Source organism: Sphingomonas sp. ABOLG (genome assembly GCF_003950435.1).
Lineage (GTDB): Bacteria > Pseudomonadota > Alphaproteobacteria > Sphingomonadales > Sphingomonadaceae > Sphingomonas > Sphingomonas panaciterrae.
On record NZ_QQWW01000004.1, the window covers coordinates 79,727 to 92,548 of the forward strand.

A 12,822-nucleotide genomic window follows, 5' to 3' on the forward strand; every position below is an offset into this window, starting at 1 on the left:
CACCACTCTCGCCAGCGACACAGTGGTTGCGAGCCTGCAATCGCATCCCTAAGGTCCGCTCCGCTCTTCCCAAGTCACATCGGAACCCATGACCAGTCCCACGTACAAGCGTATCCTCCTGAAACTCTCGGGTGAGGTGTTGATGGGGCCGGACGGGGTGTCCATCGATCCGACGGTGACGGCCCGGGTTGCCGAGGAAATCGCTGACGTGAAGGCGGAAGGGTATGAGCTGTGCGTCGTCGTTGGCGGCGGCAACATCTTCCGGGGGCTTGCCGCGGCAGCGCAAGGGTTCGAGCGCGCAACGGCTGATTATATGGGCATGCTTGCTACGGTCATGAATGCCCTCGCGGTGCAGAACGCCCTTGAGCAGATCGGTGTCGACACCCGCGTGCAATCGGCGATCCCGATGCAGTCAGTGTGCGAGCCCTTCATCCGGCGACGCGCCGTTCGCCACCTGGAGAAGAACCGGGTTGTGATCTTCGCCGCCGGTGTTGGGTCGCCCTTCTTCACCACCGACAGCGGTGCCGCCCTACGCGCTGCCGAGATGAACTGCGATGCGCTCTTCAAGGGTACCAGCGTCGACGGCATTTACGACGCGGATCCCAAGAAGGTGGCCGGTGCATCGCGGTACGAGACGATCTCGTACAACAATGTCTTGTCCAAGAACCTGAAGGTGATGGACGCTAGTGCGGTCGCCTTGTGCCGCGATTCCAACATTCCGATCGTCGTGTTCAATATCCGGGAGCATGGCAATTTCGCTGCCGTGCTGCGAGGTGAGGGCGTATCGACGATCGTCACCAACGAACAGGAGATGATCGATGCCCGCGTATAACAAGGCGGACCTCGAGCGCCGCATGGCCGGTGCCGTTGAAGCCCTGAAGAGCGATCTGGCAGGTCTTCGCACTGGGCGTGCGTCCACCGCTTTGCTCGACCCTGTGACGGTCGAGGTCTACGGTTCGCACATGCCGCTGAACCAGGTGGCCACCGTGTCGGTGCCCGAACCCCGGATGCTCAGCGTGCAGGTGTGGGACAAGAGCAACGTCGGTCCCGTTGAAAAGGCGATCCGTTCGGCTGGCCTTGGCCTCAACCCGATCAACGATGGCACCACGCTACGCCTGCCGATCCCCGACCTTACCGAAGAACGCCGCAAGGAACTCGCCAAGCTGGCCGGCTCTTACTCGGAGAAGGCCAAGGTTGCCGTGCGCAACGTCCGCCGCGACGGCATGGACAACCTGAAGACGGACGAGAAGAAGGGCGTCTTCGGGGAGGACGAGCGCAAGCGACACGAGACTGAGGTGCAGAAGCTGACAGACGCGACGATCGCCGAGATCGATGTGGCGGCGAGCGCGAAGGAAAAGGAAATCCTCGGAAAGTGACGGGCCTGCAGCGTCTGCTGTTGGGGGCGTGCAGGGGGCATGCCTCTGCCGCCCGAGCGTCGGGGACGTCGCGGTGAGCGTCGCACCTGTCCTCGCGAGCGGAAGCACGGCTCCGTTGCCGCGCCACGTTGCCATCATCATGGATGGCAATGGCCGTTGGGCAAAGAAGCGGCTTCTGCCGCGTGCTGCTGGCCACAAGGCAGGGGTCGAGGCCGTGCGCCGTGTGACTCGCCATGCTCGCGCCATCGGCATCGAGGCGCTGACCATCTACGCCTTTTCGTCGGAGAACTGGCGACGGCCGGCTGAAGAGGTGGGCGACCTCATGGGTCTGCTCAGGCTGTTCATCCGCAGTGACCTCGCCGAGCTGATCCGCGAGAATGTGCGGCTGAAAATCCTGGGTGATTACCGCAAATTTCCAAACGACGTGGTTGCATTGATCGACGACGCCGTCGCGCGCTGCAAGGCGAACACTGGCCCCGTGCTAGCGATTGCGCTCAATTATGGTGCGCAGGCAGAACTGGTGCGCGCTGCGCGCCGCCTGGCGGAACACAAGGCTCCTGAAGAGATTGACGCAGCCGCGATCGAGGCGGAGTTGGAAACCCGCGACCTTCCACCGCTCGACCTGCTGATCCGGACATCGGGCGAGCATCGCCTGTCCAACTTTCTGCTCTGGCAGGCGGCCTATGCCGAGTTGCTGTTCGTGGACACGCTCTGGCCCGATTTCGGCCCGGCCGATCTGGACGCGGCCGTCGCCGCCTTCGGCAATCGGCAGCGGCGGTTTGGCGGGTTGTGACGCCCCCCGACGCGAAGCTGCGAACGCCGTCCAATCTGCGGATGCGGATGATCGCGAGCGTGGTCATGATTGCGGTGGCCAGCATGGCATTGCTGTTCGGCGACATTGCATTTTGGCTGCTGGCGGTGGTCATCTCGTTGTTCATGATGGCGGAGTGGTCGGATCTGCAGAAAGCGACCGCGCGCGAGAAGCGCCTGGCGCAATATAGCCTGTCTGTCCCACTGGCGGTGATGGCGCCTGCCACCCTGGTGTTGGAAGTGCACGACTTCTTCGCCTTGGGGCTTCTGGTCGGGGCGGCGTTCTTCGTCGCCATCGTGACCCGCCGACGGTCGCTGGCGCAGGGGGTGATCTACTGCGGGTTGCCGGTGCTGGCCCTCATCTTCCTGCGACGCCAGGATGAGGGGTTGCTATGGGCATTCTGGGCATTGTCGCTCGTCTGGGCGACGGATATCGGCGCGTTCTTCGCCGGTCGCTCGATCGGCGGACCGAAGCTTGCGCCGAAGCTCTCGCCGAACAAGACATGGGCCGGGCTGATCGGTGGCATTGTCGCGGCGAGCCTGCTGGCCATCGTGCTTCACGTCCAATATGGTCTGCCATGGCGGATGACGCTTGCTACGCCGTTCCTGGCGGTTCTTGCGCAGGGAGGCGATCTATATGAAAGTTGGCTCAAAAGGCGTGCGGGCGTGAAGGATTCCGGAAACATCCTGCCTGGCCACGGCGGGCTGCTGGATCGGCTCGATGGTGTCGTGCCGGTCGCGCCTGTCGCAGCTCTCCTGGTCGTGGCGCCGTACCTTTACCGATGAGGACCGTCACGATCCTGGGCGCCACCGGCTCGATCGGCACATCGACGCTCGACCTGCTCGAACGCTCTCCCGAGATGTTCGAAGTGGTCGCGCTCACCGCCAATTGCGATGTCGAACGGCTGGCCGCCGCGGCTATTCGGACCAATGCCAAGCGTGCGGTCGTCGCGGACGAAAGATGCCTGACGGCCCTCCGCGATGCCTTGTCAGGGACTGGCGTCGAGGCTGCGGGCGGCGCTGCTGCCGTTGAGGAAGCAGCGTCGATGGACGCGGACATCACCGTCGCGGCAATCGTGGGCTGCGCGGGTTTGAAACCTGTCATGGCGGCGGTGGAGCAGGGCCGGACGCTGGCCCTCGCCAACAAGGAAGCGCTGGTCTCGGCCGGTGACGTGATGAACCGCGCCGTTCGACAGAGCGGGGCAACGTTGCTGCCGGTCGACAGCGAGCATAGCGCAATTTTCCAGTGCCTTGATGCACGGATGGCGGAGCGGGTCAGCCGCATCATCCTGACCGCCAGCGGCGGTCCGTTTCGCGATCGCTCGCTCGCGGCGATGCAGGACATCTCACCCGCGCAGGCGGTTGCGCATCCGAACTGGTCGATGGGCGCTAAGATCTCGGTTGATTCCGCAACCATGATGAACAAGGGCCTCGAGCTGATCGAGGCGTTTCACCTGTTTCCGGTGACATCCGAACAGATCGAGATTGTCGTCCACCGGCAGTCGGTGATCCATTCCATGGTGGAATATGTCGATGGGTCGGTGCTGGCCCAACTCGGCACGCCGGACATGCGCACGCCGATCGCCTGTGCGTTGGCGTGGCCGGACCGGATGCCGACACCTGGTGAGCGGCTCGACCTTATCAAGGTCGGGCGGCTCGATTTCGAAGCACCTGACGAGGAACGCTTTCCCGCTCTGCGCCTAGCGCGCGCCGCGCTTAATGAGGGCGGCGGGTCACCGGCCATCCTCAACGCTGCCAATGAAATTGCCGTCGCAGCGTTTCTTGGCGGCCGGATCAGCTACCTCGAAATTGCCGCAATCGTTTCCGATACGCTTGATCGCTTCTCCCCGGCAGCGCCCGACACGCTTGAAGCGGTCCTTGAAGTCGACCGTGAGGCGAGGGTTATTGCGGAGAAGCGTGTGAAGGGACGCGCCGCTTGATCGAATCTCCTGGCCTGCTGCTTACGCTGCTTGCCTTCGTCCTGGTCATTGGCCCGCTCGTGTTTGTGCACGAGATGGGGCACTACCTTGCCGCGCGCTGGTTCGGTGTGAAAGCCGATGCATTCTCTATCGGTTTCGGCCGCGAAATCGCCGGCTGGACCGATCGACGCGGGACGCGATGGAAGCTCGGCTGGATGCCGCTCGGTGGGTACGTCCGCTTCGCCGGGGACATGAACGCGGTGAGCCAGCCTTCCGCCGAATGGCTCGCGCTCCCCGAAGAGGAGCGAAACCAGACGTTCCAGGCAAAGCCGGTATGGCAGCGCGCGATCATCGTAGCAGCTGGGCCAGTCGTGAATTTCCTCTTGGCCATGCTGATCCTTGGCGGTTTTGCCATGACCTATGGCGACACGCGGACACCGCCGGTTGTCGGCACGGTGCTGGAAAACAGCGCAGCCGCGCGGGCAGGGTTGCAACCCGGTGATCGCATTGTTCGGCTCGGCGATCGTGACATCCACGTCTTCGAGGACATGCTGTCGTACACCCGCATTCATCCGGCAGAGAAGACGACGGTCGCCTTCGAACGGAATGGTCAGGTTCAGACGCTCCCGGTCACGATCGGGGTGGACCAGCAGACCGACCGGTTCGGCAACAACTACCGGATCGGCATGCTCGGGATCGCACGCGGCGACCGCGTCACCGTTCCCGTGAGCTTGTTCGAGGCACCGGTGGTGGCGGTTCGACGCACCGGGGAGATCGTGTCCATGATGGTGGAAACGATCGGCCAGATCATCACCGGTCGGCGATCGGTGAAGGAATTGGGTGGGCCGCTATCGATCGCCAAGGTCTCTGGCGAACAGATCACCCTGGGCGCGGACGCCTTCGTGTTCCTGATCGCCTTGGTGTCCATCAACCTTGGGTTCATCAACCTGCTGCCAGTTCCGATGCTGGATGGCGGACACCTGCTGTTCTATGCCATTGAGGCGGTCCGTCGTAAGCCGGTCGGGCCCGAGGTGCAGGAATGGGCATTTCGCGGAGGGCTGGCGGCAATTCTCGGCCTGATGTTGCTGGTGACCTTCAATGATCTGGGAAATTTCGGACTGTGGCAAAGTCTCGCAAGCTTGATCGGCTAACGATTCGAGGGCAGGGCGCGTGCAGGGGCTTGTTTGGGCTTACCGGGGTGGAATGGTGACTATTTTGAACACTTCGTTTGCTCGACCGCGCGCTGCGGCCATGCTGCTCGGCTGCACGATGCTGACCGGCATTCCGTCGGTCGCGCTTGCGCAAGGTGCGCCCGCTACGGCCCAGCCTGGTGCGGCGGCTCAGCAGCAGGTCGCGCCGGCACCTAGCGCTACGCCGGTGGAGCGGACGATTCGCTCGCTCCGAGTCGAAGGCTCGCAGCGTATCGAGCCCGATACGGCGCTCAGCTACACGAAGCTGCGGATCGGACAGCCGTACACCAACGAGTCGCTCGATCAGGCGATCAAGGATCTGTACGCCAGCGACCTGTTCGCCGATGTGACCGTCGCAGGGGCGGAGACCGGCGACATCGTGCTTCGGGTGCGTGAGAACCCGATCATCAACCGCGTGATCCTTGAGGGCAACAAGCGCCTCAAGGACGACAAGATCACGAAGGAAATCAAGCTTAAGCCGCGGCAGGTCTTCACCCGCAGTGCCGTGCGTCAGGACGTCGCGCGTATTGTCGAGCTTTATCGCCGCCAGGGCCGGTTCGGCGCGAGTGTCGAGCCCAAGATGGTGTCGCTTGATCAGAACCGCGTCGACGTGGTGTTCGAGATCAGCGAAGGGCCCAAGTCCAAGGTTCGTCAGATCAACATCATCGGCAACGAGGTGTTCGACGACGACAAGCTGCGCGAGCAGATGGCAACGAAACAGGCGCGCTTTTTCCGCCTGCTGTCGTCCAACACGACCTATGATCAGGACCGACTGGCTTATGACCAGCAGAAGCTGCGCCAGTTCTATCTGACCGAAGGCTATGCCGACTTCCGCGTCACGAGCGCAGTAGCCGAGCTGACGCCGGACAAGGAAGACTTCATCATCACCTATGTGGTGGAGGAGGGGCCCCGCTATAAATTCGGCGACATCACGGTCGACAGCGACATCCGCGACTTCGACGACAAGGCGCTGGCGAAGACGCTGCCGCTGAAGAAGGGTGATTGGTACAACGCCAAGCTGGTCGAGGACACGGTCGACAGCCTCAGCCAGACCACGGGTCTGTTCGGCTACGCCTTCACCGAGATCAGCCCTGAGTTCCAGCGCGATCGCGACTCGCTGACGATGTCAATCAACTTCCACATCGGCGAGGCGAAGCGCACCTACGTCGAGCGAATCGACATCACCGGCAATACGCAGACTCAGGACAAGGTGATCCGCCGCGAGATCCGTCTTGCGGAAGGTGACGCGTTCAACAGCTTCCAGGTGCGGCGTTCGCAGGACCGCATCAACAGCCTGGGATTCTTCCAGGACAAGTTCGAGATCAAGCAGACGCCGGGTTCAGCGCCGGATCGCGTCATCCTGGGCGCCAACGTCGAAGAGCGCGCCACGGGCGAACTGCAGCTCTCCGCGGGCTTCTCCAGCCTCGAGCGCTTCATCCTTCAGTTCAACCTGACGCAGCGCAACTTCCGCGGCAAGGGCCAGGAACTGCGCTTCGGCGTCAACTATTCTAGTTATTCGAAGTCGGTCGAGCTCGGCTTCACCGAGCCTTATCTGTTCGACAAGAACATCGCCGTCGGCGTCGACGTGTTCCGGCGCGACTTCAACGCATTCAACTTCGTCAACAACCGCCGCGAAACCACGTATAGCCAGGTGTCCACCGGCTTCCAGGTTCGTGCCGGCGTGCCGCTGACCGAATATTGGTCGCTCTCGGCACGTTACGGGCTGTCGTATGACGAAGTGACGCTGGATCGTACCGCGTTCTTCCGCGATGGTCAGTGCGATCCGCTGCTCGCGGGTCGCTATCTCTGCGACGCTCTGGGCAATCGTCTGACGTCGTCGGTCGGTTATTCGCTGATCTACGACAGCCTGAACAGCCGCCTGCGGCCGTCGGCGGGGCAGCGCTTTACCTTCAGCCAGGACTTCGCCGGGCTGGGCGGTGACGTGAAGTACCTGCGGACGCGCGCTGACGCGGCGAAATATTGGGGCATCGGCGGCGGGTTCATTCTCTCGGCGCTCGCTGAAGGCGGCTACATTCACGCGCTTGAAAGCAGCCCGCGTCCCGGCGTAGATCCGATCCGGATTACCGACCGCTTCTATCTGGGTGAGCCGCAGTTCCGCGGCTTCGACATCCGCGGCGTCGGCCCGCGCGTGCTGCGCCAGTATTTCACGACCGACGCCAACGGCGCGCAGGTCCTGATCACCGATCGCGACCAGATCATCGACGACGCGCTGGGCGGCAGAGCCTATTATCTTGGCCGCATCGAACTCGAGATCCCGTTGGGTTCGGGCGCGCGCGAGCTGGGCTTGCGTCCGTCCGTTTATGTGCAGGCCGGCAGTCTGTTCAATATTACACGACCGGAACCGACCGCGGTATTCCCGACCACCACGGATGCGAACGGCAACACCGTCGTCTTGCCGCTTCCGCTCAAGGACGCCGCGGGCAACCCGCTCTACTTCTACTCGACGCCGGCCGGCGCGAACGTCTCGACCACCTGCGCCACCGGTATTCCGGATGGCAGCGGCGGTTGTAACGGCATCATCCCGAACTCGCCGCAGATCGCGTCTCAGCCCTTTGTCGAGACCTTCCTCGGCAATTCCGCAAAGCCGCGTCTGTCGATCGGTTTTGGTGTGAACTGGACGTCGCCATTCGGTCCGCTTCGCATCGACGTCGCCCGCGCTCTCATCAAGCAGCGCGGCGATGACCCCAAGCTTATCACTTTCAACGTAGGGACTCAGTTCTGATGACCAAGTTCAAGCTCATGCTGATGGCTGCCGCGATCGCAGTCCCCGGTACGTTTGCTGCCGGCGGCGCCGCTGCGCAGGTGTCCGGCATCGCTGTCGCGAACCCGGAACAGGCCGTCGCCAATTCGAAGGCGTGGACTGCGGCTCGCGCACAGATCCAATCGACGTACAAGACTCAGCTGGATCAGGCGAACACGCGCCGCAACGCGATCCAGGCCGAATTGCAGCCGCTCGTGACCGCATATCAGACGGCAGCGCGCGCGCCCGGCGCGACCGAAGCATCGCTGCGTCCGCAGGCGCAGGCGATCCAGACCAAGCAGCAGGCAGCGCAGCAGGAACTCACCCGCCTGACGCAGCCGGCGCAGCGCGCAGAGGCCTATGCCATCGAGCAGATCAGCGCGAAGCTGAACGACGCCGTTCAGGCCGCCGTGCGCGCCCGCAACGTGTCGTTGCTGCTGCGTCCCGAAGCTGCGCTCTTCGCCCAGCCGGCCGCGGACATCACCTCGTCGATCACCGCTGAGCTCGACAAGGCAGTGCCGAGCGTCGGGATCACCCCGCCGGCGAATTGGCAGCCGGGCGGCCAGGGCCAGCAGGGCGCCGCACCGGCTCCTGCTGCGCAGACGCAGGGCCGCTGAGCCAGCTCGGGATGACCGACGTGCAGACCAAGGCCGCCATCGGCCCGCTAGATGTGACGCGGGTAATGGCGGCGCTGCCGCATCGCTATCCGATGCTGCTCGTCGACCGGGTCGAAAAGCTCGTGCCTGATCAGTCGATCGTCGCGATCAAGGCGGCGACGATCAACGAAGGCTTCTTCCAGGGGCATTTCCCCGGTCGGCCGATCATGCCAGGCGTGTTGATCGTCGAGGCGCTCGCACAGGCGGCGGGCGTGCTTGCGGTCGAAAGCCTTGGCCTCGCCGGCACGGGTAAGCTGGTCTATTTCATGTCGATCGACGGCGTGAAGTTCCGGAAGCCGGTCGAACCCGGTGTCTTGCTTCGGCTGGAAGTCAGCTTCGTTCAAAAGCGTGCGCGGGTGTGCAAGTTCGCGGGACGTGCCTTGATCGAAGGCGAGCTGGCGGCCGAGTGTGAGTTCACCGCCATGATCGCGGATCCACCTGCGGCCTGATCGGCAGCGACCATAGCAATGATTGCGTGGGCCGCGCTCCTCTGTTAAGCGCGCCGCTTCCTTTCGGCTGGTCGGTAACCAGCCACGTCGGAGATTGAGTTGTGAAGAAAGATATCCACCCCGATTACCACATGATCAAGGTCCAGATGACGGACGGCACGGTGTACGAAACCCGCTCCACCTGGGGCAAGGAAGGCGACACCATGACGCTCGAAATCGATCCGCTGGCGCATCCGGCATGGACCGGTGGCAAGGGCCAGATGCTCGACACCGGCGGTCAGGTGGCGCGCTTCAACAAGCGCTTCGGTGGCGGACTTACGCTTCGCAAGTAACCTCCACCTGCTGATCGCAGGAGCCGCGACTTTTCGTCTCGGCTGACATATGGGCCGGCACCTTTGATGGGCCGGCCCTTTTATTTTGTGCACAATCGCTTGTCGGAGATGACAACGCAGTGGCGCTTGTCTTGATCGCAGGATAGGAGAGCCGTCCCCGGACGGGTGGCCGAGTGGTTTAAGGCAGCGGTCTTGAAAACCGCCGTAGGTTTACGCTTACCGTGGGTTCGAATCCCACCCCGTCCGCCATCACGTTGCGTCGCCGAGGTCGACGCGCCTGCAGCCGGCTACGACCAGCTTGTCGCGCGGCGGATCGCTTGGTCGACCGGCACGTCGTGCAGCCTGCGATAGCGCGCTTCGACAAGGGTGAATAACCCAAATGCGAGCAGGCCTGCGCTGATGATCACGTCAAAGGGGCTGCTGAGCCATGCGAGGACACGCGCCATGCCGCCGGCCTCGTCTGCCTGGCCTTCCATTCCGGCGCGAACAAGGAAGTAGCCGCTGATCAAGAACACCAAACCACGCGCGGCGTAGCCGGCACGACCGCACCATTGCACCCAGGGACGGCGGGCAATCGATGGGTCAATGTAGCGCAGGAATGATCCCTTCACCGCTTTCATGAGCTGTACTGCGGCGACCGCGAGCAGGATCATGCCGCCCACGATGACGAGTGCCCATCCACCCGGCATCTGCAGGGCAGTCTGTGTGCCTTCCTGCGTACCGTCACCCGACAGCGCCACGCCGCGCATCAGACGGACCGATTGCCAGCTGAAGAAAAGGTGCACGACACCGCTGGCTCCGGCCCCCAGCCGCTCGAAAACGCCTCTACGGTCTGATCCGTGGCGTTCGAGGTCAAAGGCGGCATCGGTCAGCCTCCATATGCCGTAGGCGGCGAGTCCCGCCGCCATCACGCCCAGCAGGAATTGGCCGCCGCCTTCGCGAAGATATTCCAGCGCGCCGCTCTGGTCTTCTGCCCGCCCGGTACGCAGGACCAGCACCGCGATGACGATGTATAGCAGTCCCCGCGCCGCGAAGCCGATCCGGGTCAGGGTAGTCAGGCGCGCATTGGCGTTCATGTGAAGCTCCTCACGGTGCCAAACAGCAGTGAAGTGTGAACGTTCCTGCGTTGGATCATGGCCCTTCGAAAATGATGCTGGTGCCAAGTTACAGCGCCCTTGCGCCAAAGGTGTTGAGCTTCGTCTGGAGCAGGTGGCAAAGCCCGGGGACGCCTCTCCTTTGCCGCACCAGCAAAACGCCAAGTATTTGCGGTATCAAGGGAACTACTGTGATCCCGCGAGCGCTGTGGAGGCACGTTTTGCTGGAGCTTCCCCATGCCCGATACCGACCGTCGCACCTTTGTTGCCGGTGTTGCCGCACTGTCGGCCGCGTCCGCGACGTCGGCAGCAGCACAGGAGAGCAATTCGCGGCCAGCTGCGATGACCCCGGCAGCCGCGGCCTATCCCAAGCCGCCGTTCCCGGTTCAGCGGCAACCTTGGCCCGGCCTGGCATCGAAGATGACGCCCCGGCCGGACCACGGCGAGCAGAGCTACAAGGGCTCGGGCAAATTGGCGGGCAAGAAGGCGCTGATCACCGGAGGCGACAGCGGCATCGGTCGTGCGGCCGCGATCGCCTACGCGCGCGAGGGCGCCGACGTGGCGATCAACTATCTGCCGGCCGAGGAGCCGGACGCTCGTGAAGTCGTAGCGCTGATCGCGGCGGAAGGTCGGAAAGCCGTTGCGATCCCTGGCGATTTGCGTGACGAACGGTTTTGCCGCCGCCTGGTCGAACAAGCGGCCGCGCAACTCGGCGGGCTCGATATCCTCGTCAACAATGCCGCCCGACAGCAAACGCGTCCTACGATCGCCGACATATCCAGCCAGGATTTCGACGATACGATGAAGACCAACGTCTACGCGCCATTCTGGCTGACCAAGGCAGCACTGGAGAAGATGGGTCCCGGCGCTGTCATCGTGAATACGTCATCTGAACAGGCGGGCGATCCGTCCAAAGATATTGTTGACTATGCGATGACCCGGGCGGCGGTCCTGAACTTCACCAAGGGAATGGCAAAGCAGCTGGCGTCACGCGGTATCCGCGTCAACGCGGTTGCCCCGGGGCCTTTCTGGACACCGCTCCAGGTGAGCGGCGGCGCCACTCCGGAGAAGCAACGCACCTTTGGCGCGAGCGCGCCGCTCGGCCGACCGGGGCAACCGGCGGAAATCGCGGCACTTTACGTAGCTGCCGCCGATCCAGCACTCAGTTTCTCCACCGGTCAGATATTCGGGGCGAGCGGCGGCAATGGACAGCCGGCCTGAGGCACAGTCATGATTGAGGTGGAGACACTACAGGCGGCTATCGCCCATCTTCAGCGATTTCGTGCCAACCTGTACGATGAGGACGAGGTGGATGTGGAGAGCGGCTTGCGTGCGGCCGATCTGGATATCGTGCTGGCCGCGGCCGAGCGTCAGCTGGAGTCAGATCGGCTCACTGCGGCGGGGTAGCGGCCAGCAGTTACTATCATCCAAGCGTTCTCTATAAGTAAGCCGCTGATGGTCGAGCACATCCTCTACAGCTTTCGACGTTGCCCCTATGCCATGCGTGCGCGGCTTGCGCTGTCGGCCAGCGGCATTCGCTACGAAGTGCGCGAGGTTCGGCTGTCCAAGAAGCCGGAAGAGCTGATCGCGGCTTCGTCCAAGGGAACGGTGCCCGTACTGCAGCGGTCCGATGGCGTGGTGATCGATGAAAGCCTCGCGATCATGCGCTGGGCGTTGGCCGAGAATGATCCGCAAGGGTGGCTTGAGCGGGATGGCCCTGCGCTGATCGACGCGAATGACACGGCCTTCAAACATGATCTCGATCGGTACAAATATCCCGATCGCCACGGGTCTGATCCGATCGCGCACCGCGACAATGGCCTGGGCTTTCTCCGTCAGCTTGAGGCGCGTCTCGCCAGGCACGAGCAGCTTTGCGGGAATGCGCCGGGGTTGGCGGATGCGGCGATCATGCCGTTCGTCCGACAGTTTGCGGCCGTCGACCTAAGTTGGTTCGCTACGCTCCCGCTGTCCAAGGTGAAGGCGTGGCTGGCGCAGCATCTCGCCTCCGAGACGTTCGAGCGGATCATGTTCCGTCTTCCGCCCTGGTCGCCCGGTGACGTGCCGGTCATCGTGAATGGCGGCCCATCGTAGCGATCCAGATGGCACAAGGGCACAGATCCGCGGCGAGGGAAGGGTGCGGTGACTTGTGCCGCAGCAACGACAATTGCCGGTTCCGCCGAACTGGTGGCTGTGCCACACAGAGGTGGTGCACGTTTCCAACTTCATCGTTCGTCT

The 12,822-nt window shown here is 63.2% G+C and carries 14 protein-coding genes and 1 tRNA gene; 14 read left to right on the top strand and 1 reads right to left on the bottom strand.

The genetic code is table 11. From position 1 onward, the window contains the following. The first annotated feature begins 88 nt into the window (after window positions 1–88). From pyrH to CA236_RS06015, 11 genes are all read left to right on the top strand, one after another. Window positions 89–832, top strand: coding sequence for a UMP kinase (gene pyrH, locus CA236_RS05965; RefSeq protein WP_046410554.1), 744 nt, complete (start codon window positions 89–91; stop codon window positions 830–832). Then, window positions 819–1,376 carry a ribosome recycling factor gene (gene frr / locus CA236_RS05970; protein ID WP_046410555.1) on the top strand — a complete coding sequence of 186 codons (558 nt, stop codon included), beginning with the start codon at window positions 819–821 and terminating at the stop codon, window positions 1,374–1,376. Before pyrH ends, frr begins: the two co-directional genes overlap by 14 nt. Beyond that, window positions 1,333–2,169, top strand: a complete 837-nt coding sequence (locus tag CA236_RS05975) for an isoprenyl transferase (protein ID WP_125944932.1) — start codon at window positions 1,333–1,335, stop codon at window positions 2,167–2,169. The genes frr and CA236_RS05975 overlap by 44 nt, the downstream gene beginning before the upstream one ends. Before the next feature lie 47 nt (window positions 2,170–2,216). Next, window positions 2,217–2,972 carry a phosphatidate cytidylyltransferase gene (locus tag CA236_RS05980; protein ID WP_231621991.1) on the top strand — a complete coding sequence of 252 codons (756 nt, stop codon included), beginning with the start codon at window positions 2,217–2,219 and terminating at the stop codon, window positions 2,970–2,972. Continuing rightward, window positions 2,969–4,126: a 1-deoxy-D-xylulose-5-phosphate reductoisomerase gene (locus tag CA236_RS05985; RefSeq protein WP_125944933.1), complete on the top strand. Its 1,158-nt coding sequence runs from the start codon at window positions 2,969–2,971 to the stop codon at window positions 4,124–4,126. Before CA236_RS05980 ends, CA236_RS05985 begins: the two co-directional genes overlap by 4 nt. Beyond that, entirely contained in the window at window positions 4,123–5,256 is a 1,134-nt protein-coding gene (rseP, locus tag CA236_RS05990) for an RIP metalloprotease RseP (protein WP_125944934.1), read from the top strand. Before CA236_RS05985 ends, rseP begins: the two co-directional genes overlap by 4 nt. 52 nt (window positions 5,257–5,308) lie before the next feature. Beyond that, window positions 5,309–8,038: an outer membrane protein assembly factor BamA gene (gene bamA, locus CA236_RS05995; protein ID WP_125944935.1), complete on the top strand. Its 2,730-nt coding sequence runs from the start codon at window positions 5,309–5,311 to the stop codon at window positions 8,036–8,038. Then, entirely contained in the window at window positions 8,038–8,673 is a 636-nt protein-coding gene (locus CA236_RS06000; protein ID WP_241212537.1) for an OmpH family outer membrane protein, read from the top strand. The genes bamA and CA236_RS06000 overlap by 1 nt, the downstream gene beginning before the upstream one ends. An 11-nt stretch (window positions 8,674–8,684) precedes the next feature. Further along, window positions 8,685–9,161, top strand: coding sequence for a 3-hydroxyacyl-ACP dehydratase FabZ (fabZ, locus tag CA236_RS06005; RefSeq protein ID WP_125944936.1), 477 nt, complete (start codon window positions 8,685–8,687; stop codon window positions 9,159–9,161). Between the two features lie 101 nt (window positions 9,162–9,262). Next, on the top strand, window positions 9,263–9,493 hold the full coding sequence (gene rpmE, locus CA236_RS06010; RefSeq protein ID WP_046410564.1) for a 50S ribosomal protein L31: 231 nt from the start codon (window positions 9,263–9,265) through the stop codon (window positions 9,491–9,493). A gap of 159 nt (window positions 9,494–9,652) precedes the next feature. Next, window positions 9,653–9,742, top strand: a tRNA-Ser gene (locus CA236_RS06015). 38 nt (window positions 9,743–9,780) lie between these two features. On the opposite strand, the gene CA236_RS06020 is transcribed toward CA236_RS06015, so the two are convergent. Next, entirely contained in the window at window positions 9,781–10,569 is a 789-nt protein-coding gene (locus CA236_RS06020; protein ID WP_125944937.1) for a DUF1206 domain-containing protein, read from the bottom strand. Window positions 10,570–10,929: 360 nt separating this feature from the next. Here CA236_RS06020 and CA236_RS06025 point away from each other — a divergent pair, with 360 nt between their 5' ends. Genes CA236_RS06025 through CA236_RS06030 form a run of 3 tightly spaced genes read left to right on the top strand, consistent with a single transcriptional unit; the run spans window position 10,930 to window position 12,678 of the window. Continuing rightward, window positions 10,930–11,808, top strand: coding sequence for an SDR family oxidoreductase (locus CA236_RS06025; protein ID WP_125945075.1), 879 nt, complete (start codon window positions 10,930–10,932; stop codon window positions 11,806–11,808). 9 nt (window positions 11,809–11,817) lie between these two features. Beyond that, window positions 11,818–11,994, top strand: a complete 177-nt coding sequence (locus tag CA236_RS18710) for a hypothetical protein (RefSeq protein WP_156167270.1) — start codon at window positions 11,818–11,820, stop codon at window positions 11,992–11,994. 48 nt (window positions 11,995–12,042) lie between these two features. After that, window positions 12,043–12,678 carry a glutathione S-transferase gene (locus CA236_RS06030; RefSeq protein ID WP_125944938.1) on the top strand — a complete coding sequence of 212 codons (636 nt, stop codon included), beginning with the start codon at window positions 12,043–12,045 and terminating at the stop codon, window positions 12,676–12,678. Window positions 12,679–12,822 lie beyond the last annotated feature (144 nt).